Origin of the sequence: Rhodococcus sp. ARC_M6 (assembly GCF_022810305.1) — a bacterium.
Taxonomy (GTDB): domain Bacteria; phylum Actinomycetota; class Actinomycetes; order Mycobacteriales; family Mycobacteriaceae; genus Rhodococcus_F.
This window is the reverse complement of the sequence record NZ_JALGQH010000015.1, coordinates 106,917-128,044: the sequence shown is the minus strand read 5'-3', so window position 1 is coordinate 128,044 and position 21,128 is coordinate 106,917. Positions and strand designations below refer to the sequence as shown.

The 21,128-nt window shown below is 62.1% G+C and carries 17 protein-coding genes and 1 pseudogene; 9 read left to right on the top strand and 9 right to left on the bottom strand.

The genetic code is table 11. The features are described 5' to 3' along the window. The first annotated feature begins 301 nt into the window (after nucleotides 1-301). Entirely contained in the window at nucleotides 302-1,501 is a 1,200-nt protein-coding gene (locus MTX36_RS17085; RefSeq protein ID WP_243620903.1) for a serine/threonine-protein kinase, read from the top strand. On the opposite strand, the gene MTX36_RS17080 is transcribed toward MTX36_RS17085, so the two are convergent. Both MTX36_RS17080 and MTX36_RS17075 read right to left on the bottom strand, forming a co-directional pair. After that, nucleotides 1,491-2,894, bottom strand: coding sequence for an FAD-binding oxidoreductase (locus MTX36_RS17080; protein WP_243620902.1), 1,404 nt, complete (start codon nucleotides 2,892-2,894; stop codon nucleotides 1,491-1,493). The genes MTX36_RS17085 and MTX36_RS17080 overlap by 11 nt on opposite strands. After that, on the bottom strand, nucleotides 2,894-3,733 hold the full coding sequence (locus MTX36_RS17075) for a class I SAM-dependent methyltransferase (protein WP_243620901.1): 840 nt from the start codon (nucleotides 3,731-3,733) through the stop codon (nucleotides 2,894-2,896). Before MTX36_RS17075 ends, MTX36_RS17080 begins: the two co-directional genes overlap by 1 nt. A gap of 122 nt (nucleotides 3,734-3,855) precedes the next feature. On the opposite strand from MTX36_RS17075, the gene MTX36_RS17070 reads away from it, so the two are divergent. From MTX36_RS17070 to MTX36_RS17045, 6 genes are all read left to right on the top strand, one after another. Beyond that, nucleotides 3,856-4,533 carry a helix-turn-helix domain-containing protein gene (locus tag MTX36_RS17070; RefSeq protein WP_243620900.1) on the top strand — a complete coding sequence of 226 codons (678 nt, stop codon included), beginning with the start codon at nucleotides 3,856-3,858 and terminating at the stop codon, nucleotides 4,531-4,533. A 106-nt stretch (nucleotides 4,534-4,639) separates the two neighbouring features. Next, nucleotides 4,640-5,209, top strand: coding sequence for a M15 family metallopeptidase (locus MTX36_RS17065; RefSeq protein ID WP_243620899.1), 570 nt, complete (start codon nucleotides 4,640-4,642; stop codon nucleotides 5,207-5,209). A gap of 2 nt (nucleotides 5,210-5,211) precedes the next feature. After that, entirely contained in the window at nucleotides 5,212-5,853 is a 642-nt protein-coding gene (locus MTX36_RS17060) for a phosphatase PAP2 family protein (RefSeq protein WP_243620898.1), read from the top strand. A 55-nt stretch (nucleotides 5,854-5,908) separates the two neighbouring features. Further along, nucleotides 5,909-6,604 carry a winged helix-turn-helix domain-containing protein gene (locus tag MTX36_RS17055; RefSeq protein ID WP_243620897.1) on the top strand — a complete coding sequence of 232 codons (696 nt, stop codon included), beginning with the start codon at nucleotides 5,909-5,911 and terminating at the stop codon, nucleotides 6,602-6,604. Next, a complete protein-coding gene (locus MTX36_RS17050) occupies nucleotides 6,601-7,992 on the top strand; it encodes a cell wall metabolism sensor histidine kinase WalK (RefSeq protein ID WP_243620896.1) in 1,392 nt (463 codons plus the stop codon). The genes MTX36_RS17055 and MTX36_RS17050 overlap by 4 nt, the downstream gene beginning before the upstream one ends. Before the next feature lie 263 nt (nucleotides 7,993-8,255). Next, nucleotides 8,256-9,458 carry an MFS transporter gene (locus MTX36_RS17045; protein WP_243620895.1) on the top strand — a complete coding sequence of 401 codons (1,203 nt, stop codon included), beginning with the start codon at nucleotides 8,256-8,258 and terminating at the stop codon, nucleotides 9,456-9,458. Here MTX36_RS17045 and MTX36_RS17040 read toward each other — a convergent pair. From MTX36_RS17040 to MTX36_RS17030, 3 genes and pseudogenes are all read right to left on the bottom strand, one after another. Beyond that, nucleotides 9,455-10,901: pseudogene (locus MTX36_RS17040) on the bottom strand (MFS transporter). The gene MTX36_RS17045 and the pseudogene MTX36_RS17040 sit on opposite strands and share 4 nt — an antisense overlap. Nucleotides 10,902-10,940: 39 nt before the next feature. Beyond that, on the bottom strand, nucleotides 10,941-11,600 hold the full coding sequence (locus MTX36_RS17035) for a response regulator transcription factor (protein ID WP_243620894.1): 660 nt from the start codon (nucleotides 11,598-11,600) through the stop codon (nucleotides 10,941-10,943). Then, nucleotides 11,600-12,922 carry an ATP-binding protein gene (locus tag MTX36_RS17030; protein WP_243620910.1) on the bottom strand — a complete coding sequence of 441 codons (1,323 nt, stop codon included), beginning with the start codon at nucleotides 12,920-12,922 and terminating at the stop codon, nucleotides 11,600-11,602. Before MTX36_RS17030 ends, MTX36_RS17035 begins: the two co-directional genes overlap by 1 nt. A 93-nt stretch (nucleotides 12,923-13,015) precedes the next feature. On the opposite strand from MTX36_RS17030, the gene MTX36_RS17025 reads away from it, so the two are divergent. Together MTX36_RS17025 and MTX36_RS17020 are read left to right on the top strand one after the other, a co-directional pair. Continuing rightward, complete coding sequence (locus MTX36_RS17025; RefSeq protein WP_243620893.1) at nucleotides 13,016-14,359, top strand: PspC domain-containing protein; 1,344 nt, start codon at nucleotides 13,016-13,018, stop codon at nucleotides 14,357-14,359. After that, nucleotides 14,356-14,583 carry a hypothetical protein gene (locus MTX36_RS17020; protein WP_243620892.1) on the top strand — a complete coding sequence of 76 codons (228 nt, stop codon included), beginning with the start codon at nucleotides 14,356-14,358 and terminating at the stop codon, nucleotides 14,581-14,583. The genes MTX36_RS17025 and MTX36_RS17020 overlap by 4 nt, the downstream gene beginning before the upstream one ends. 72 nt (nucleotides 14,584-14,655) lie before the next feature. Here the strand turns inward: MTX36_RS17020 and guaA are convergent, their stop codons facing one another. From guaA to guaB, 4 genes are all read right to left on the bottom strand, one after another. After that, a complete protein-coding gene (gene guaA / locus MTX36_RS17015; RefSeq protein WP_243620891.1) occupies nucleotides 14,656-16,227 on the bottom strand; it encodes a glutamine-hydrolyzing GMP synthase in 1,572 nt (523 codons plus the stop codon). 83 nt (nucleotides 16,228-16,310) lie between these two features. After that, the gene (locus MTX36_RS17010) at nucleotides 16,311-18,053 is read right to left on the bottom strand and encodes a GMC oxidoreductase (protein WP_243620890.1); all 1,743 of its coding nucleotides are present in this window, start codon (nucleotides 18,051-18,053) and stop codon (nucleotides 16,311-16,313) included. A 171-nt stretch (nucleotides 18,054-18,224) separates the two neighbouring features. Then, the gene (locus tag MTX36_RS17005) at nucleotides 18,225-19,364 is read right to left on the bottom strand and encodes a GuaB3 family IMP dehydrogenase-related protein (protein ID WP_243620889.1); all 1,140 of its coding nucleotides are present in this window, start codon (nucleotides 19,362-19,364) and stop codon (nucleotides 18,225-18,227) included. 56 nt (nucleotides 19,365-19,420) lie between these two features. Continuing rightward, the gene (guaB, locus tag MTX36_RS17000; protein ID WP_243620888.1) at nucleotides 19,421-20,944 is read right to left on the bottom strand and encodes an IMP dehydrogenase; all 1,524 of its coding nucleotides are present in this window, start codon (nucleotides 20,942-20,944) and stop codon (nucleotides 19,421-19,423) included. Nucleotides 20,945-21,128 lie beyond the last annotated feature (184 nt).

The following is a 21,128-nucleotide window of genomic DNA, read 5'->3' as shown; positions in this document are numbered from 1 at the left end:
TCGACTGCGGAGATGCGTCAACCGATCTTGTCGAGATAAACCCGACCCGTCGATTGATGACTCCAGTACTTCGGCCACCTCTTTTTCATCCCCGTTCTCAAAACTCCGGTGATCCATAACCAGCCGGCAAACCACGGGGAAGTCGAGGTCTGACACGCGTCGAACAGACAACAAATCGAACATATTTTCGAATTGTTTTCCAGTAAAGCCTGTCACTTACGGCACGTCAAGGCGGGACAAAGGGCCCAGTTCACACCAACCTCGAGGGTCACAGGCGTATCAATCCACTAACCTTGAACTTGTGACAGTTCGAGAGCAGACCGGGAGGGGCATCGGCCCCGAATACCTGCTGGCGGGGCGGTACCGACTCCGCTCCAAAATCGGCGGAGGTGGCATGGGTGCCGTCTGGCTTGCCCGCGACACCCTCCTCAGCCGCGACGTCGCGGTGAAACAGGTCACTACTACGGCCGGGCTCGACGACGAGAGCGCCGAAGAGATCCGCGAACGCACAATGCGCGAAGGCCGCAACGCCGCCAAACTCTCACATCCCCACTCCATCGGGATGTACGACGTCGCTCTCGAAGCCGGCGAACCGTGGCTCGTCATGGAGTACTTCCCGTCGCGCAGCCTCGCCCAGGCCATGAACATCGCCGACGCACTGCCGCCCTTCGAAGTCGCGCAGATCGGCGCACAGATCGCCGCCGCACTCACCGAGTCACACGCCGCCGGCATCGTGCATCGAGACATCAAACCCGGCAACATCCTCATCGCCGACCGTGGCGCATCTCTCGGCATCGTCAAGATCAGCGACTTCGGGATCGCACGCGCCAAAAGCGATGGACCCGATCATCAGGACGAGGTCATCACCGGCACACCGGCGTACTTCGCCCCCGAAGTTGCGCGTGGCGACGACCCCACCGAAGCCAGTGACGTGTTTTCCCTCGGCTCGACGCTCTACACCGTCATCGAAGGTCAACCGCCATTCGGAATCGACTCCGATCCCATCGCACTGTTGCACCGCGTCGCCAAGGCCGAGATCTACCGCCCCACCAAATCCGGGCCGCTCACCGACGTCCTACTTCAATTGCTCGCACCGGATCCGACGCGTCGGCCCACCATGGCGCAGGCCCGCGACGCACTCGCCGCTGTCGCCACCAACGGTGATTCCATCGACCAACTGATCGGCACACCGCTGTACTCGTCCGAGGGCGTCGTTCCGGCCTGGGCACACCGCACCACGCAACTCCCCGATCCGCACCGGCGCAACCGGTTGGTCGGCCCCACCGTCACCGGATTGCCTGCGGTCCAACAAAATACGCCGCTCGGCTCCGTACCCAGCCCACTGGATTTGTTCTCGTGGCCACCGCGGATGCCCACCGGGCCAGCAGATGCGAGCACTCGGGACAAGGTCGTCGCCTGGGCTCCTATCGCTATGACAGCAATGGTGGCGATCATCGTTCTCGCCACGATCATCGTCGTCATCCTGGTGCTCACTGCCTGACTGCACCAGCCGGCTTGATGTTGGCATTGAGATGAAAGACGTTGTCCGGGTCGTACTCCGCCTTGATCCGTGCCAAACGTTCGTACTTGCCAGTCCCGTACGAACTGCGGACTCGATCTTCGTCCGCATCGGTCATGAAGTTGACATACCCACCCTGATTGGACGACAAGGGACGCAATGCTTCCCAGGTATCACGCACCCACTCTCGATCCAGATCCAACGTTCCCTCATCTGTTGCCGTGGCCGTCATGTTGCACACATAGTGCGGAGTACGCGTACCCCCGAATGCCGTCTCGTCCTCGCCGACGGAGGTGAAAGCACCCTGCATCGGAAAGATCGGCATGAAAGACATCGGTGACAATTTCTTCCCCGCATGCTCGGTCAGAACGTCGATCACCTCATCGGAGAAATCCTCGAGATCCAAGGCCTTCTCGTACGCGTATGCACCCCAAGGTTCGGACTCGTCGAGCATCGACTGCAACCCGACGTACGGGAGCGGCGTGACAAACTCGAACAGCGGTTCCAACCCCTCACGAATCGGCGCAATCGCTTTCTCATGGTCCTGCGCAGATCCGAAACCCGCTACCAGCAAGGCATATCCGGGACGGAGATGAAACTGCTCCGGAACGAACGGCGCGGGCGGCGCAGACAAACTGACAGCCACCAACGCACCGACATTGCCCGGCAGCGCGGGCACCACCTCACGGAACAGACGCAGCGCATCCGGTCCGTCGTCCATGCCCCAGAAAAACAATCCCAAATGCACCTCGGGGCCTACCTCACTCAACCGATACTCGAACTCCGTCACCACCCCGAAATTGCCGCCGCCACCGCGCAGCGCCCAGAACAAGTCGGGATGGTCGTCTTCGGAAGCGCGTACCACCCGACCGTCGGCAAGCACAACCTCCGCCGACGCCAGGTTGTCGATCGACAATCCGAGTGATCGCGTCAACCACCCCATCCCGCCGCCGAGGGTCAACCCACCGATTCCGGTATCGCTGATCACCCCACCCGTCACAACCAAACCGTGCTCCTGAGTCGCCGAGTCGAGGTTCGCCATCGTCGCTCCGCCACCGGCCCGTGCTCGGCGCAGGTTCGGATCAACATTCACACTGTTGAGCGCACTGAGATCAACCATCAGACCTCCCTCGCACACGGATGCGCCGCGGTAAGAATGTCCACCGCCCCGCACCGACACTTCTAGCGAGTTGTCTCGGGCAAATCTCAACGTTTGCACCACGTCTGCTGATCCCCGACACCGCGCTATCACCCCTGGCCGATGGTCGATCTGACCATTCCAGATCGACCGAGCATCGTCGTAACCCTCGTCATCGCGACCGAACACCGGCCCCGTGATCGAGGATCTCAACACCTCGATATCAATACTTGTCATCACACACCCCTGACGCCGGTCACGAGTAAGTACTCCCAGTCCATACTGAAGGAACTGTCGTCGTTGTCGTACCTACGAGCCAGCTCGACCAGTTCCCGATCCAGAGCCTCCGTTCTGTCGCGATCGTCGGCGATATTGCGGTAGACGGCAATAGTCGGACCGTAGTTAGCCTTGAAGAAGCCGCGGAATTCCTCCGGTCCACCAAACCTGTCCACGTGCAAGATCTTTCGACGCGCATCGACATCACCAACCAAATCGCCGAACAACCCCCGCACATGGTTCTCGTCACCCCACAGCGGCGCCGGTTGCACACCGGTCGGCGGAGCCGGCGCATACGGTTTCATCACTTTGAACATTTCTCCGATGAAACCCGTTGGGGTCCAACTCAGTACACCGACTCGACCGCCGACGCGACACACTCGGAGTAGCTCGTCGGCTGCCCGTTGATGGTGTGGCGCGAACATGACCCCGACGCACGAGAGCACTACGTCGAATTCACCATCGACAAAGGGCAAATCCTCGGCGTCGGCAGCCTTCCACTCGAGTTCGACATCCGCTTCGGCCGCAGCACGCTTTCCCGCCTCGAACAGTTCAGGAGTGAGATCGGTTGCCACCACCTCCGCCCCACGCGCAGCTGCCGGAATAGCCGCGTTACCTGCCCCGGCTGCAATATCGAGGACGCGGTCACCTTCCCCGACCTCACACGCCTGCACCAGGACGGGTCCGAGATCCGGGATAACCTGCGACGCCACAGCCGGATAATCACCCAACCCCCACATAGCCCGGTGCTTGGACTTGAGCGCCCGATCCGAGACAACCACATCTACTGATTCAGTCATTACATTCTCCTCCAACTGTTTTCACACAAACTTCCGTTCTGACAGTTGACGTTACGACGCGATTCGCAGCCTCTCCAGTACCAGATCTGTACCGCGGCACCTCATCGGCCTACGATCGATACATGGGGTCGTCGTACCACCAGTTCTGCCCCGTCGCGAAGGCGATGGAGCTCTTGGACGAGCGCTGGACACTACTGCTGCTCCGCGAACTCATGATGGGAAGTGAACACTTCAACGACCTACGACGAGGGCTTCCCCGAATGTCTCCCACACTGTTGTCCAGACGACTGCACCAACTCACCGTCGCCGGCATCGTGGAGCGAAACGACAGCGACGGAGCCATCGCCTACCGCCTCACCGATGCCGGCCGAGAACTCCGCCCCGTCGTCGAAGCACTCGGAATCTGGGGCACCCGTTGGATCGGCGAACTCGGAGACGGAGATCTGGATCCGAAACTTCTGCTCTGGGACATGCATCGACGCGTAGACCATTCCGTAGTCCCCGATGGAAAAGCTGTAGTCCACTTCGCCTTCTCCGGAGTACCCGGGCATTCCCGGAACTGGTGGCTGGTCATCAACTCCGGCGAAGTCGACGTGTGCGACAACGATCCGGGCTTCGATGTCACGGTATCGATATCTGCGGGGTTGCGACCGATGACGGAAGTCTGGCGCGGCAATCTGACCTGGGCCGACGCCGTCAGATCCGGCGATATCACCATTTCCGGGCCCGCACCACTGCGTCACGGCCTCCCGGCTTGGTTCGAATTGTCCACCTTCGCCACCATCCCGCGCCCGCAGTAGCTCTTACCCGCACCGTTCCAAGCTGTTACAGAGTTGTCGCAATCTGTGTCACGGTTGACGACGTGTCACCATCTCACCGTGACAACGGCCGAGCACTCTCAATTGCATGCCCACCTCCCGCGGAATATCCTGCCTCCTCGCGCTCGGAGTGCTCGGACTCACCGCCTGCTCGTATACCGACGATGCCCAGCCGAAGAGCGGGAACTATCTTGCCACTCAACCTGATTCAGGCCCCGCCGGCGGCGAGATCGAAGACCGCATCAGCCCGAGCGACACACACTTGCCAGCGCTGGCACGCCTGCACACCACACTGCTCGCTGCACTTCACTCGGCAGCGGCCGATGCACAGAAATCCGGCGTTGCCCTGTACGTCACGTCGGGTTGGCGATCCGCGGCATTTCAACAGCGTCTCTGGGACGACGCCGTCGTAAAGTACGGCAGCGCAAGCGTAGCCGCACAATGGGTGCACCCGCCGAACCTCTCGAAACACGTCAGCGGACAAGCCGTCGACATCGGACCGACAAATGCCGACGACTGGCTCATCCAGCACGGCAGCGACTACGGACTGTGTCAGACCTACGCCAATGAAATGTGGCATTTCGAATTGGCCACTACCCCCGGCGGCGAGTGCCCCCTACAACTGAGCAACCCCTCGGACGTGAGAGCGGAAGGCTGACCATGACACGCATCAAACTGCCGAGACTGTTTGCCGCACTAGTACTTCTGGTCTTGGGAATCATCGAATTCGAGTTGGCGGTCAACACTGCCGGCGGTCAGATAGTCGACCAGCAGATCATGAGGGACGCGTCCTACTCGGAGGATCTCGACTCACTGGCCGCGGCATTCATCGGTCTGGTCACCCCGATTCTGATAGTGGGAGGAGTACTCGTGGTACTCATGATCACGTTGCGCAACAACCCAATTGCGCTGGCACTCCGCGTTGCCGTCGTAACACTGGGACCGATCACCACAGCCTGGGCACTCAAACAGTCGCTTCAGCGACCAGATCTCAACGGCCTTGTCATGCACAATTCCTTCCCCAGCGGCACCCTGACCGCTGTTACCGCTCTGGTCTGCGCGATCGTGTTCGCAACTCCCCATCGATGGCGCGCCATAGTTGCGATCAACGGTGCCTTGATCGTCATCGGCACCGCGATCTCCGTGATCGTCCTACAGTGGCACCGGCCGAGCGACGTGATCGGTGCGTTGCTTCTGGTGGGCTGCTACACCCTCGCCGTATCTGCTTTCCCGTTGAACACCACGATTCCACCGCACTCGGCACTGGCCGACCCCGGGAACGAACGACTCTCGACGGTGTGAGGCACCTGTACTGTGGGCTTACCGAGATTCCTCCGACTGCAGAAGGTGCCGGATCATGGTGAACATTCTTTTCATAGAAGACGATCCGGCCGTCGCCGAAGCAATCATGTTGGGGCTGAACCGACTCGGGCACACCGTCAGCCATCGACCCGACGGCAACACCGATTTCGACGACGCTCTGCTCGCCGCGGACCTGGTACTTCTCGATCTCGGACTTCCAGGTGCCGATGGCTACGAAATCTGCCGACGCATCCGCACCCGTAGCGCGATCCCCATCATCATCCTGACCGCACGATCCGACGACATCGATACCGTCGCTGGTTTGGAAGCCGGTGCCGACGATTACGTCGTCAAGCCCGCCAGTCCGCGGGTACTCGACGCCCGGATCAAAGCCGTCGTACGGCGGTCAGCGCCCACCACTCCGCCCACTGAAACACTCCCTGCCGCCGAAACTTTCGGAGACTTGGAGGTGGATCGAGCGTCACTCAAAATCCACAAAGCCGGAGCACAATTGACCCTCACCCCGACCGAGATTCGCTTGATTCTGGCGCTGACCCAGAATCCCGGGCTGGTCCTGAGCCGTCAACAACTGCTGTCCGCCGCCTGGGATCAGGAATACCTCGGAGATTCACGCATCGTCGACGCCGCAGTGCAACGCCTCCGAAGCAAGATCGAAGACGACCCCGCCGAACCGACGTTCATCGAAACGGTTCGTGGATTCGGCTACCGCTTCAACCCCCAACCCCGATGAAACCGACCTGGCTACGCGTCGACGGCCTCCGCACCCGCCTGGTTCTCGTGTTCATCGCCATTGTGGTGGTCATTGCCGGAGCGACCGCCGGCGCAGTCTCGTACATGGCGAGATCGTGGATCTACTCCAACGCCCAAGACGTTGCAGCAGCGCAGTTCCGGGACGAGGTAGCGCCGATCAACGGTCAGTACATCGACGGACTGACACCGGAGAATCTGGCGCAACACTTCCAGTCCGACATGACCGTCTTCTCGAACGGCGAGATACTCCAGTACACCCTGGATCCGTCCCGGATACCGCCGAGCTTCTCGAACGGCCGAGGCAGCATCACGTTGATGCGTTTCGAGAGACTCGACTCCGAACGAATCCTGCTCGGCATGTCAGTCGAGGTCACGGATACCTCAACGCCTGACAGCAGCGAGAATCCGACCGTCGTGACAGCCGTCGCGGTCCGCCCCCTGATCGGAGTGCAAGACAAGTTCAACGACCTCCTCCGGGTCGTAGGACTCACCCTCACCCTCGGTGTCCTCATCAGCGGATTACTCGGATTCTGGATAGCGTCGACACTGGTTCGTCCGCTCAAACGCCTCGACGAAGCCGCATCACGCGCCGCCGACGGCGACTTGAGCGTCCGCCTACCGGAAGACGGCGTGGCCGAATTAGCCCAGTTGACAACAACATTCAACAACATGGTCGCGCGCAACGAAGCTGTGATCAACGAACTCAAGGAATCGGAAGAACAGTCCCGAAGATTTGTCGCCGACGTCTCGCACGAGCTTCGCACTCCGTTGGCAGCACTCGTACCCGTCAGCGAGATCCTGTCCGAAGAGATACCGAACCTGCCGGCCGACGCCGCCACCGCCGCCCGAATCGTGAGCAGCGAAATCACAAAACTCACCAGACTCGTCGAAGACCTCATCGAAATGTCTCGCCACGACTCGCAACAAGCACGACTCGTACTCGACAACATCGACCTCGTCAGCCTGACCGAGCGCACACTGGAGAGTCGGGGCTGGTCCGACATCGTGGAACTCTACGCACCCGAAAACATCAGTGCCCGAGTTGATTCACGCAGAATCGATATCGTCCTCGCCAATCTCGTCGGCAATGCCCTACGTCACGGATCTCCACCCGTACGCGTCGAACTAGGCACTGTACCCGGCTACGCCGTCATCAACGTCGTCGACCACGGACCCGGAGTTTCACCGGAGTATCGACAAGCGATCTTCCGACGGTTCTTCAAGGTAGACACCGCTCGCGGGCGCAGTGAGGGCAGCGGTCTCGGCCTGTCACTGACCGTCGAGAACGTACGCCTGCACGGCGGCAGCATCGACATCGATCACGTAGATGGAAGCACAGTCTTCACAGTTCGCTTGCCCCTCAACTGACCCCGCTAACCCGCCGCGCCCGATTTGCCGCTTCCCGCCCCACCTCCCATCGAGTGAACGTATCGCTACCCCGGTCTGACCGCGGTAGCGATACGTTCACCCCATCGAAGTGGGGCCACCGGAGGCTCCGGACGCCGCCCGCAAACCACAGACCACTATCCCCAGCACACATGCATCCCAGCATCCGAGAAACATGTATCAGCATATGAAACGGTGAGAGTAGTCTCGAACCCGTCGAATCAAGGCGAAACTGGGAGGCAGACATGACCGCACCGTCGCAGCTGGAAAAATCAGCAGTCTCACCCCGGGCATGGTCGATGCTCGGCATCGGTGTTGCAGCCCAGGCGGCAGGTACCGTCTTCGTCAGCACTCCCGCCTTCCTGATTCCACTGCTTCACTCCGAGCACGGTCTCTCACTGGCTCAGGCCGGAACACTTGCTGCTGCAACCACTTTCGGTATGGTGCTGACACTGGTTGCCTGGGGAGCCCTGGCCGACAGATTCGGTGAGAAGTGGGTCATCTCCATCGGATTGGCCTTGACCGCGCTCGCCGCCCTGGCTGCCACCACCACCGATAACTATGCACTCCTGGGTATTGCATTCCTGCTCGGCGGGATGGCGGCGGCCAGCACCAACGCCGCCAGTGGACGCGTTGTTGTCGGTTGGTTCCCGAAGGATCGACGCGGACTGGCCATGGGCATCCGGCAGATGTCCCAACCGTTGGGTGTGACCATCGCATCGGTCACCATCCCGACGCTGGCTGCCCACACCGGAATCGGTTCGGCGGTCGCACTGTCAGTGGCTCTCAACGGCCTGCTCGCTCTGATCTGTGCAGTTGCGCTGGTCAATCCCCCACGTCCGGCCGTCACGGCGGCACCCGGCGCCTCCCTCAACCCCTACCGCTCCAGCTGGTTCCTGTGGCGCATCCACATCGTTTCGGCACTGCTGGTGTTCCCGCAGTTCACATTGTCGACGTTCGGCCTGGTTTGGCTGATCAGTGAGCAGCACTGGGACGCCGCTCCAGCCGGCATTCTGATCGGGGTTTCGCAGTTCGTGGGCGCTTTGGGACGCATCGCCGTGGGCGTCTGGAGCGACCGCGCCGGGAGCAGGGTCGGCCCGCTGCGACTGGTTTCGATATCGGCCGCCGTGGTCATGTTGGCTATGGCAGCGGCCGACGCCACCCCCTGGGGCATTCCGGCGCTGATACTCCTGCTGGCCACTACCGTCAGTGTTGCCGACAACGGCTTGGCCTTCACATCTGTCGCCGAAGCTGCGGGACCCCAGTGGCAGGGAAAAGCCTTGGGCGCCCAGAACACCGGGCAGTTCATTGCCGCATCGGCGGTCGGTCCGGTAGTGGGCGCGTTGATCGGACTGGTCGGCTATCCCATCGCTTTTGCGATAGTCGCAGCGTTCCCCGCTGCGGCAATCCCATTGGTACCCAAGCGCGATCGCGATATCAGCACTTAGTCCGCGGCCGGATTCGGTTGCACTGCAGGCCCTGTCAGATCACAGTGCGGTTTGCAGGCAACCGAATCCGCCGGCTCCACCTCCGGAGTGCGGATCAACACGGCGGCAATACCCGCGCCGAGCAGCAAGAGTCCAACGCAGATGTACATCGCTACCGTGAATCCGTCCGAGAACAGTGCCGGGTCCACCAGGGCTTCGGTGTTGATCCCCGCAATTCCCGGCAACGCAGCGACCGCCAGCAATTGGCTGGTTCGGGCAACGGCATTGTTCACACCGGAAGCAATTCCCGACTGCTCCACCCGGAACCGAACCCAGCACCGCCGCAGTCAACGGTGCCACCATCACGGACAAACCCAGACCGAAGACAAGCACCCCGGGCAGCACGTCGGTCAGGTACGACGCATCAATACCGATGCGCGTCATCAGTACCAATCCCGCTGCCGCCAACAACGGTCCGACGGTCATCGGCAAGCGCGGTCCGTGAGTCTGCGCGTATCTTCCTGCCCGCGACGAGAACAGCAACAACGCCAACGTAATCGGAATCGTTGCTACACCGGCCGCTACCGGCGAATAGCCGGCCACAAGTTGCAGTTGCAGCACCAACAGGAAAAACACTCCACCCAGCGCGGCGTACACGGCCAGCGTCACCAGGTTTGCTGCCACGAACATTCTCGAACGGAAAAGCGACGGCGGCACCAGTGCACTCGGCGAACGTCGTTCCACGACAACAAAAAGACCCAGGGCAAGCCCGCCCACTACACCGGCAAGCACGTTCATCTCGATCAGCCCGTACGTCATCGCGCCGAGACCGACCACAGCCCAGGCAGATCCGAGTACATCGAGGCGCTCGGGCGGGTTCGGGTCACGACTCTCCGGAACATGACGCACGGATGCCCACACCACAAGGGCAGCAAGTGGAAGGTTCAGGAAGAACACCGAACGCCACCCGGCAACCTCCACAAGCCAACCGCCGAAGAGCGGGCCGATGGCACCTGCAACTCCCCCGAGACCCGACCACAATCCGATAGCCGCACCCCGGTCCTCCTCACGCAACGACGCCGAGATGATGGCCAAACTCCCAGGCGTCAGCAGCGCCGCCCCGACACCTTGGAGAATTCTGGCCACCACCAGAAACGTGATGTCAGGAGCAATTCCACACAGCAACGACGCCACCGCGAACCACACGGTGCCCCATACGAATACCCGGCGTCGGCCCCACCGATCCCCCAGCGCGCCGCCGAGCAGGATCAACGACGCCAACGCCAAGGTGTACCCGCTGAGCGTCCACTGCAGGCCCGCCACACCGGACCCTAGGTCGGAGCCGATATGAGGCAACGCGATGTTGACCACCGTGCCGTCGAGGACAGCCATACTCGAACCGAGAACCGTGGCGGCAACAACCCAGCGTCCTCGTCTCGACGCCAGCGCCAATGGTTCCGTCATTGGTCCATCGTGCGCCTTAGCCGAGCATCGTGAAAGACCTCAGTCGATCTGACGGCGATGAGCCCAGCGCGTCAGCGCATTGCGATTGGACTGCTGAGTCTTTCGCAGAACATTCGACGCATGGGTCTCGACCGTCTTCACGGAGATCACCAGTTCCTCCGCGATTTCGCGGTAGGTGTAACCCCGGGCGAGCAACCGCAGGACTTCGAGTTCACGCGGCGTCAGCGAGTCGAGTTCCGGATCGAGCTGCGGTTCCGGAGCTGCAGACTTGCCCGTGAAGGAATCGAGCACGAACCCCGCCAACCGAGGTCCGAAGACGGCGTCGCCGCCGGCGACCCGACGCACACCGTCGGCCAATTCCGACCCCGAAATCGTTTTGGTCACATAGCCCCGTGCGCCGCCGCGAATCACTGCGATGACATCCTCGGCCGCGTCGGACACGCTGAGCGCCAAGCACACCGGGCCCGAATCGATCCCGCGAAGCACGGCCACTCCACCGCCGTCGGGCATGTGCACGTCGAGCAATACGACGTGCGGTTTGGTCTTGTTGATGCCGGCGATCGCCTCGGCCACACCACCGGCTTCACCGACTATCTCCATGTCGTTCTCGCGAGACAATTCGGCGCGAACCCCGGAGCGAAACACCCCGTGATCGTCGACGAGAAAAACGCGATACGGGGGCACTGGCGGCAAGGTCACTAGAACTGTTCCTCAGGGTTCGGGGCATGGTCTACGGACTCGTCCCACTGTAGGTCAGCCTTGCCGTCCAGCGGCATGTGAACCCGAATCTCGGTCCCCTTGCCCGGACTCGACCGAACCACGACACGGCCTCCACGACGCTCGATGCGGCCCCGGATCGACTTGGCCAATCCCTGACGATCCTCGGGCACCGCATCGACGTCGAAACCCACCCCGCGGTCGCGTACAAAAATACTGACCTGATCGCCCTCGACTTCGGCGAACAAGTTGATCTCCTTCTCTCCGGAATGCTTGGCAGAGTTGACCAGAGCCTCGCGGGTCGCACCGAGAAGGGCGGTAAATGCTTCCTTCGGCAGGCCGTTCTCACCGCCGAGTTGAACATCTCCGACAGTGACCGGCCGAACCGTCACTCCGTGCTGATCCTCCACTTCACCCGCGATGATCTTGAGTCCCTCGGTCAGGCTGGTGTGGTCGATCTCGCCGCCACTGAACAGCCATTTCCGAAGCTCACGTTCCTGCCCGCGGGCGAGCCGCGCGACTTCCGCAGGATTCTCGGACTGCTTCTGAATCAGCGCCAAGGTCTGCAACACCGAATCATGCAGGTGCGACGCGATCTCCTCACGCTCGTCGTTGCGGATTCGCGCAGCACGCTCGGCGCCCAGAGCTCGCCACATCCGCAGCCACAACGGAACCGTCAACAGTCCGGCACCGATCAACGTCACGATCACCGCCAAGAAGGACGACCGCAAGGCATCGATGTCGACCTGAGCCAACACCACTACCGCCAGGCCCAGAACGATCAGCGTCGCACCGCCGACCACCCGCGTCCACGTCAGGACAGTGGGGCGTTGCGGCAGTCCGATGACGGTACGTGGACCTTCGGAATCGAACTCCCGCCACACCAGGGCCGCACCGATAGCGACGACGAAGAAGGGCGCCAGCACCGATCCGGCAGTCCCGCTGAACAGCCAGGACAGTGCCGCCGCGCCGCCTAGGCCGAGAGCGATCAAACCGTAAGCACGCTGACGCTCGGCAGCACTCGCCTTCTCGGTATCGGTACCCACCGAAACGAACGTCCAGAGAATCCCGTACACCACGATTCCGGCCCCGGCCATCGCTGCCAGAATCGCGAACGCAACACGAACCTTCAGGACGTCGACGCCGAGATGATCCGCGATACCGCCGGCCACACCGCCGACGATGCGGCCACCGGAGCGCCGCTCCAGCTTTCGCAGCGGCAGCGGCAGCGGCGCACTCACGAGCGCGGGATCAGACACAGATTGCACATAGTCGATACTGGCACGAACCTCCGGCGCACACATCAGGGTCCACCCCTGAGGTCGTAGCTCGACTACGGCAAAGATCAGGGTCCAGCCCTGATGCGCCACCACCACCCGACCCACGACGATGGATTCATGAGTACTCCGACTTTCCAGGAACAGATCCAAGATCTGTGGCGGACCCGCCCCGTGCGTCTACCCGCCCAGGGCCACGTTGCCGGCGTGTGCGCCGGAATCGGATACCGCTACGGCGTCGACCCGATCCTCGTGCGCGTCGCCTTTGTCGTCTCGACCATCTTCGGGGGTTCGGGCATCCTCCTGTATCTCGCGGGATGGCTGGTTCTCGCCCGCGCCGATACCGGGCCTTCCTCGGCCGAGTCGATGTTCCATCGTCGGCGACGGAGCGAAGCCAGCACCAAGACGATCGTCCTGTTGGTGGCACTTGCCATCGCCGCAACCACGATCGGGCCCATCGGGGCCGGAAAGGGCGGCGCTGGACTGATCGGGTTGATGCTGATGCTCGGCGGATTGTGGCTTCTCTATCAACGACAGCCCGTTCCACCGGCGTTGCCCCCGAGCACCCCTCAGTACGTTGGCACCGGAACGGTCTATCCCGGAACAGGATTCACGCCCGGCCCGTTCACTCCCGGATACTTTGCCCCGGGACAATTCACCCCGGACCAACCGCCGGTCTACACGCCGTACACCAAACTCCCGGACAGCTACATCGCCCCCGAGCCGGCTGTCGATCTTTCCAAGAGCCCGAGCGGTTCCGTCGACGAGCAGGAGCGAACCGTCACGCCGCCGTCCTGGGATCCCCTGGGAGTTGCACCGTTCGCCTGGGATCTTCCCGATCCGGCAGTCAAGAACACTCCCCTGCTGCCCCTTCCACCGAAGCGCCGACGCTCCCGCTGGACACTGACCGTCCTCGGACTCGCGATCATCGCCACATCCGTCACCGGCGCGGCCGGGGCGGCAACCGGCAACGACTGGTTCACGCCGGGCCGCGTCGGTGCCGTCGGACTCGCCGTCGTCGCCGCCGGTTTGATTCTGGGCGCATTCTTCCGCAAGGGGTATGGACTGCTGATCGTGACGGCGCCACTGGCCGGCGGTGTGATTGTCACATCGCTGATCTACCCGGTCGAGTTCGATGTCTACGGCGAACAACTGTGGACACCGACAAGCATTTCCGAGATCCAACCGTCCTACTCCGGCGGATTCGGTAGCTTCACACTGGACATGCGCGGCGTCACGTTCACCGAGGACAAAACCGTCGACGTCTCGGCAGCCTTCGGCGAATTCAAGGTTCTGCTGCCGGAGACCGTCAAGGTGCAGAACGACTGCACAGTTGTGATGGGTGACGGATCCCGTTGCCTCGACGGCGGGGTTCACTCGGGAACGCAGGCGAACGCTGATTCTCCGGTCGTCACTGTCAACGCCAAGGCAACATTCGGCAGCCTGGAGGTAGCACAATCATGAGCGACTACGACGACACCACGAACTCTGAAGAAATCCGAAAGACCAAGCGCCCATCCGTACTTCTGCTGATCGCCGGAGTTCTGGCGATGCTGGTCAGCGTGTGGGCTCTGATCGGGCCGTTCTCTCTCGCACCGGCGGCCGACGTTCAATTCCGGTGGATCTTCGTCGGCGCCGCCGTCGTCGCGGGGCTACTGCTGGTAATCCTGCCGAATCGCAAGAAATAAAGAACTGCTGTGCGCCTTTGTTAACCGCGGAAGGTTAATAAAGGCGCACAGCAGTTTTCGTTCAGTTGGGGATCACTCCCACTCGATGGTTCCCGGCGGCTTGCTCGTCACGTCGAGAACAACGCGGTTGACGTCCGGAACCTCGTTGGTGATGCGCGTGGAAATACGCTCGAGGGTTTCGTAGGGCAAACGTGTCCAGTCTGCGGTCATCGCGTCTTCACTCGAGACGGGGCGCAGCACGATCGGGTGACCGTAGGTGCGGCCGTCGCCCTGGACACCCACGCTGCGCACGTCGGCGAGGAGGACAACGGGGCACTGCCAGATCACACCGTCGAGACCGGCGGACGTAAGTTCTTCGCGCGCAATGGAATCTGCGTGACGGAGAATTTCGAGACGCTCCTGGGTGACCTCACCGATGATGCGGATACCGAGACCCGGTCCGGGGAACGGCTGGCGTCCGACGATCTCTTCCGGCAAGCCAAGTTCGCGGCCGACTGCGCGGACCTCGTCCTTGAACAGCAAGCGCAGCGGTTCGACCAACTTGAACTGCAGATCTTCCGGCAGTCCGCCAACGTTGTGGTGGCTCTTGATGTTTGCGGTTCCGGTGCCGCCACCGGATTCCACGACGTCCGGGTACAGCGTGCCCTGAACGAGGAAGTCGACAGTCGCACCCTGAGAAGCGTTCTCGCCCAGAACATCACTGACTGCGCCTTCGAAGCTGCGAATGAACTCGCGGCCGATGATCTTGCGCTTGGTCTCGGGGTCGGTGACGCCGGCCAGTTCACCGATGAAGGTGTCGGCTGCATCAACCGTGATGAGACGAGCACCCGTAGCAGCAACGAAGTCGTTCTCGACCTGCGTACGCTCACCGGCACGCATCAAACCGTGATCGACGAACACACACGTCAACCGGTCGCCGATCGCACGCTGAACCAACGCAGCAGCAACAGCGGAGTCGACGCCACCGGACAGACCACAGATGGCATGGCCGTCGCCGACCTGCTCGCGAACCTGCTCGATGAGCGACTCGGCGATGTTGGACGCCGTCCACGCTGCCGGGATACCGGCGATCTCGTGCAGGAAGCGGCTCAGAACCTGCTGGCCGTGCGGGGAATGCAGAACCTCGGGGTGGTACTGGACGCCGGCCAACTTGCGAGCGCGGTCCTCGAAAGCAGCGACGGGAGCGCCGTCACTGGTTGCGGTGACCTCGAAACCTGCCGGCGCTTCGGTGACAGCGTCACCGTGGCTCATCCACACAGGCTGCGTCGCGGGAAGTCCGTCGTGCAGTAGTCCACCGGACACCGAGATGTCGGTGCGGCCGTACTCACGGGTTCCAGTCTCGGCGACGGTGCCACCGAGGGCACCGGCCATGGCCTGGAACCCGTAGCAGATTCCGAACACCGGGATGTCGTGATCGAAGAGCGCCGGATCAAGCTTCGGGGCGCCGTCGGCATACACGCTGGAAGGGCCGCCGGAGAGCACAACAGCCAAGGGGTTCTTGGCCACGATTTCATCGACGGTCATTGTATGTGGAATCACCTCCGAGTAGACCTTGGCCTCACGAACCCGCCGTGCGATCAACTGCGCGTACTGCGCACCGAAGTCGACGACAAGAACTGGTCTCTGCTGCTCGATATCCGCCACACATGCAGTCTAATATGCCCAGCTAGTGAACCTGCGCTCCCCCGGACTCTACGCAGCATACGAGGGTCCGGGGGCGACGAAGATCACGCCACTTCAGGCGATACCGGCTTCTTTCCACCCGTGATCTTCACGATCGGAAGAACCAGAGCCGCCGGAGCCGACGCGGGAACGACGGGCGAGTTGGGTGCAATCGGCGACAACCGCTCGTAGTCACCACCCTGGGCCGGACGGAGGTCCTGCTCCCCCTTGTTCGGCCACAACGACGCCGCGCGCTCAGCCTGCGCCGCAATGGTCAACGACGGGTTCACACCGAGATTGGCAGACACCGCAGCACCGTCGACGACGCTGAGCGTCGGGTATCCGTAGACGCGCTGATACGGATCGATCACACCGTGTTCCGGATCGGACGCGATAGCGCAGCCACCGAGGAAGTGCGCGGTGAGCGGAACGTTGAAGATCTCTCCCCACGTGCCACCGGCAACGCCGTCGATCTTTTCCGCCACGCGGCGAGTGGCGTCGTTGCCCTCGGGAATCCACGTGGGATTCGGCTCGCCGTGGCCCTGCTTGCTGGTGACCTTACGACGCCCGAAGAGCCCCTTCTTCGTGTATGTCGTGATGGAGTTGTCGAGATTCTGCATGACCAGCGCGATGATGGTCCGCTCGCTCCAGTCCTTGACGGTGAGCATGCGCAGCATCTGGAACGGATTCCTCGCGACAGTGCCCAAGAACGTCACCCACCGCGGCTTGGTTCCGCCGCCGTCGGTCATCAACGTCTGCAGCAGGCCCATCGCATTGGAACCCTTGCCGTAGCGAACCGGCTCGATATGCGTGTCCTTGCTGGGATGGAACGACGACGTGATCGCCACACCGCGAGTGAGGTCGAGCGCGGGGTCTACCTTGTACTTGCCGGCGCCGACGATGGACTCGGAGTTCGTACGCGTCAGCTCACCGAGCTTGTCGGACAGCTTGGGCAGCGCGCCCGTGTCCTTCATGTCGAACAACAGGTGCTGTGTTCCCCACGTACCGGCGGCCAGAATCACGTTGGCGGCGGTGTAAGTACGACGGTTCTTGCGCTTGAAAGCGCCCGTCCGCTCGGTGAACACGTCCCATGTACCGTCGCGCGACTCACGGAGTCCGGACACCGTGGTCATCGGGATGATGTCGGCACCAGCAGTCTCGGCGAGGCCGAGGTAGTTCTTGAGGAGAGTGTTCTTGGCACCGTGACGGCAGCCGGTCATGCACTCACCGCATTCGATGCAGCCGGTGCGTTCCGGTCCGACACCACCGAAGTACGGATCGGCAGCCTTCTTGCCTGGTTCTCCGAAATAGACTCCGACGGGAGTCTGAATGAACGTGTCGCCGACGCCCATGTCGTCTGCGACCGATTTCATGATCTCGTCAGCCGGCGTCATGTGCGGGTTCCGGACGACGCCGAGCATCTTCTGCGCCTGCTCGTAGAACGGCGTGAGCTCATCGCGCCAATCGGTGATGTGCGCCCACTGCTTGTCCTGAAAAAACGGTTCCGGCGGCTGGTACAGCGTGTTCGCGTAGTTCAACGAACCGCCGCCGACGCCGGCACCCGCCAGAATCAGGCAGTCGCGCAGCAGGTGAACTCGCTGAATACCGAAGCATCCCAGTTTGGGCGCCCAGAGGAACTTCTTCAGATCCCAGCTGTTCTTCGCGAAATCGGCATCGGCGAACCGTCGACCAGCTTCGATGACACCGACTTTGTAGCCTTTTTCCACGAGACGAAGCGCGCTGACGCTTCCGCCGAACCCGGACCCGACGATCAGTACGTCGTAATCCGTCGCCCGTTGTTTGCCCATCAGGAACCTCCACCGTGAACCGTAGTTACTGGCCAGTATGCACCCACTTGCTGTGACTGCCACCACAAGGGTGCCTCTAAGCGTAACCGCAGGTAGCAGAAACGGATGAAAGTCCTGCACAACGAACTGTGGCCCCGGTCCAGAGGAACCGAGGCCACAGAAACGTACAAATTACCCGCGAACAGTGAGTCCGACGCGCTGGAACTCCTTGAGATCCGAATATCCGGACTTCGCCATCGACCGACGCAGGCCGCCGACGAAGTTCAGTGAACCGTACGGATCATCAGAAGGACCGCTGAGAACCTGATCCAGGCTCGGACGATCGCCGTACGACACCGGCAGGAGCGCACCACGAGGCATCGACGGATGCGCCGCAGCCGACGGCCAGTACCAACCGCCGCCGGGAGCTTCCGCAGACACAGCCAGCGGCGCACCGAGGACAGCAGCGTCCGCACCGCACGCGATGGCCTTCGCGAGGTGACCCGACGTCACGATGTCGCCGTCCGCGATGACGTGGACGTACCGTCCACCCGTCTCGTCCATGTAGTCGCGACGAGCAGCAGCAGCGTCGGCAATAGCTGTCGCCATCGGCACTCCGATACCCAGAACCTCACCCGTCGTGGTTGCGCCCTCGGTGGAGCCGTAACCGACGATGACGCCGGCTGCACCGGTACGCATCAGGTGAAGCGCCGTGCGGTGATCACTCACGCCACCGGCGATCACCGGAACGTCGAGTTCCGAGATGAAGGTCTTGAGGTTGAGCGGTTCCTGCTCGTTGTGATCAACGTGCTCGGCCGAAATGATCGTGCCGTGAACGACCAACAGGTCGATTCCCGCCTTCACCAATGCCGGCGTCAGTGCACGTGCGTTCTGCGGGCTCACTCGAACCGCCGTCGTCACACCGGAAGCATTGACCTGAGCAACCGCAGCAGCCAACAACTCCGCCTGCAGCGGAGCAGCATGCAACTCCTGCAGGTAACGGATGGCCGCGTCGACGCCACCGTCTGCTTCCGCGATCTCGACCAGGCGAGCCAGCTTGGCCTCGACATCCGCGTGACGACCCCACAGACCTTCACCGTTGATGACGCCGAGTCCGCCGCGCTTACCCAATTCGATTGCGAAGGTCGGCGAGACCAAGGCGTCGGTCGGATGAGCGAGGACTGGAATGTCGAACCTGTACGCGTCGATCTGCCAAGCGGTCGACACCTCCTTGGACGAACGGGTTCGCCGGGAGGGAACGATGTTCACATCGTCCAGTTCGTAGGTACGTCGGGCCGTACGGCCCATTCCGATTTCAACGAGGTCGCGCACGCGCGCCCCTTTCTCGTGACAGATGAACTAGCGAACTGAACTAACGAGCGGCCGAATTACCGGGCCGCATAGTTGGGAGCTTCGACAGTCATGGTGATGTCGTGCGGGTGACTTTCCTTCAACCCGGCCGCCGTGATCTGGACGAACTGAGCGCCCTGCAGATGCTCGATCGTGGCGCTGCCCGTGTAACCCATGGCAGCACGCAGACCACCGGTGAGCTGATGCGTCACCTGTGACAGCGGGCCGCGGAACGGAACCCGTCCTTCGATGCCCTCCGGAACCAACTTGTCCTCGGAGAGCACGTCGTCCTGGAAGTAACGGTCCTTGGAGTACGACTTGGCCTCGCCGCGCGACTGCATCGCACCGAGCGAACCCATGCCGCGGTAGCTCTTGAACTGCTTGCCGCCGACCAGGATCAGCTCACCCGGCGACTCGGCAGTACCGGCCAGGAGCGAGCCGAGCATGGCCGTCGACGCACCGGCAGCAAGCGCCTTGGCGATGTCACCGGAGAACTGCAGTCCGCCATCGGCGATTACGGGAATGCCGAGAGGCTTGCATGCCGCGGCCGCTTCGAGGATGGCCGTGACCTGGGGAGCACCGACACCGGCAATGACACGGGTGGTGCAGATGGAACCGGGACCGACGCCGACCTTGACGGCATCGACGCCCGCGTTGACAAGTGCCAATGCACCCGCGCGCGTAGCGACGTTGCCACCGATGATCTGAACCCGCTCGCCCAATTCACGCTTGAGCTTGACGATCATGTCGAGAACGTTGGACGAATGCCCGTGCGCGCTGTCCACCACCAGTACATCCACACCAGCGTCGGTCAGTGCCATCGCACGCTGGAAGGCATCGTCGCCGGCACCGACCGCGGCACCGACGAGCAGACGACCGTCACGATCCTTGGTGGCAAACGGATGCTGCTCGGTCTTGACGAAGTCCTTGACCGTGATCAGTCCGGTGAGCTTGCCGTTGCCGTCGATGATCGGAAGCTTCTCGATCTTGTGACGACGAAGAAGACCCAGTGCAACATCTGCAGTGACGCCTTCCTGAGCGGTGATCAGCGGCATCTTGGTCATGATCTCGACGACCGGACGGTTCTGGTCGACCTCGAAGCGCATGTCGCGGTTCGTGACGATGCCCACCAACTGGCCGGCGTCGTCCGTGACCGGGAGACCCGAGATGCGGAAGCGAGCGCACTTCGCGTCGACCTCGCCCATCGTGTCGGTCGGCTTACACGTGACGGGATCGGTGACCATGCCGGCTTCCGAGCGCTTGACGGTCTCGACCTGCCCGGCCTGGACCTCTACCGACGAGTTGCGGTGCAGAACACCCATACCGCCGGCGCGCGCCATGGCAATTGCCATCCGCGCCTCGGTGACCGTATCCATCGCGGAGCTGACCAACGGGATACGCAGACGGATCTCGCGGGTCAGCTGACTCGACGTGTCGACCTGGCTCGGAATGACATCGGACGCTGCAGGCAACAGCAGTACGTCGTCATAGGTCAGCCCGAGCATTGCGACCTTGTTGGGGTCGTCTCCTCCGGTGTGTACATGCCCTGCAGAACTAGTCATGCGGTCAGGACCCTCCATGGACCTAGATTCGCCTGGTCGGCAGCCGCTGTGGCAGCTACCTTGAAGCGGATTACGAAAGCTGGATATCGGATAGAAGGCACCTGCACAGAAAGATATTCCTGGCACCTTTTCCCGGCGTTGCACACCATGGTATCGGCTCCCGCATTGGTCCGAACCATCCCAC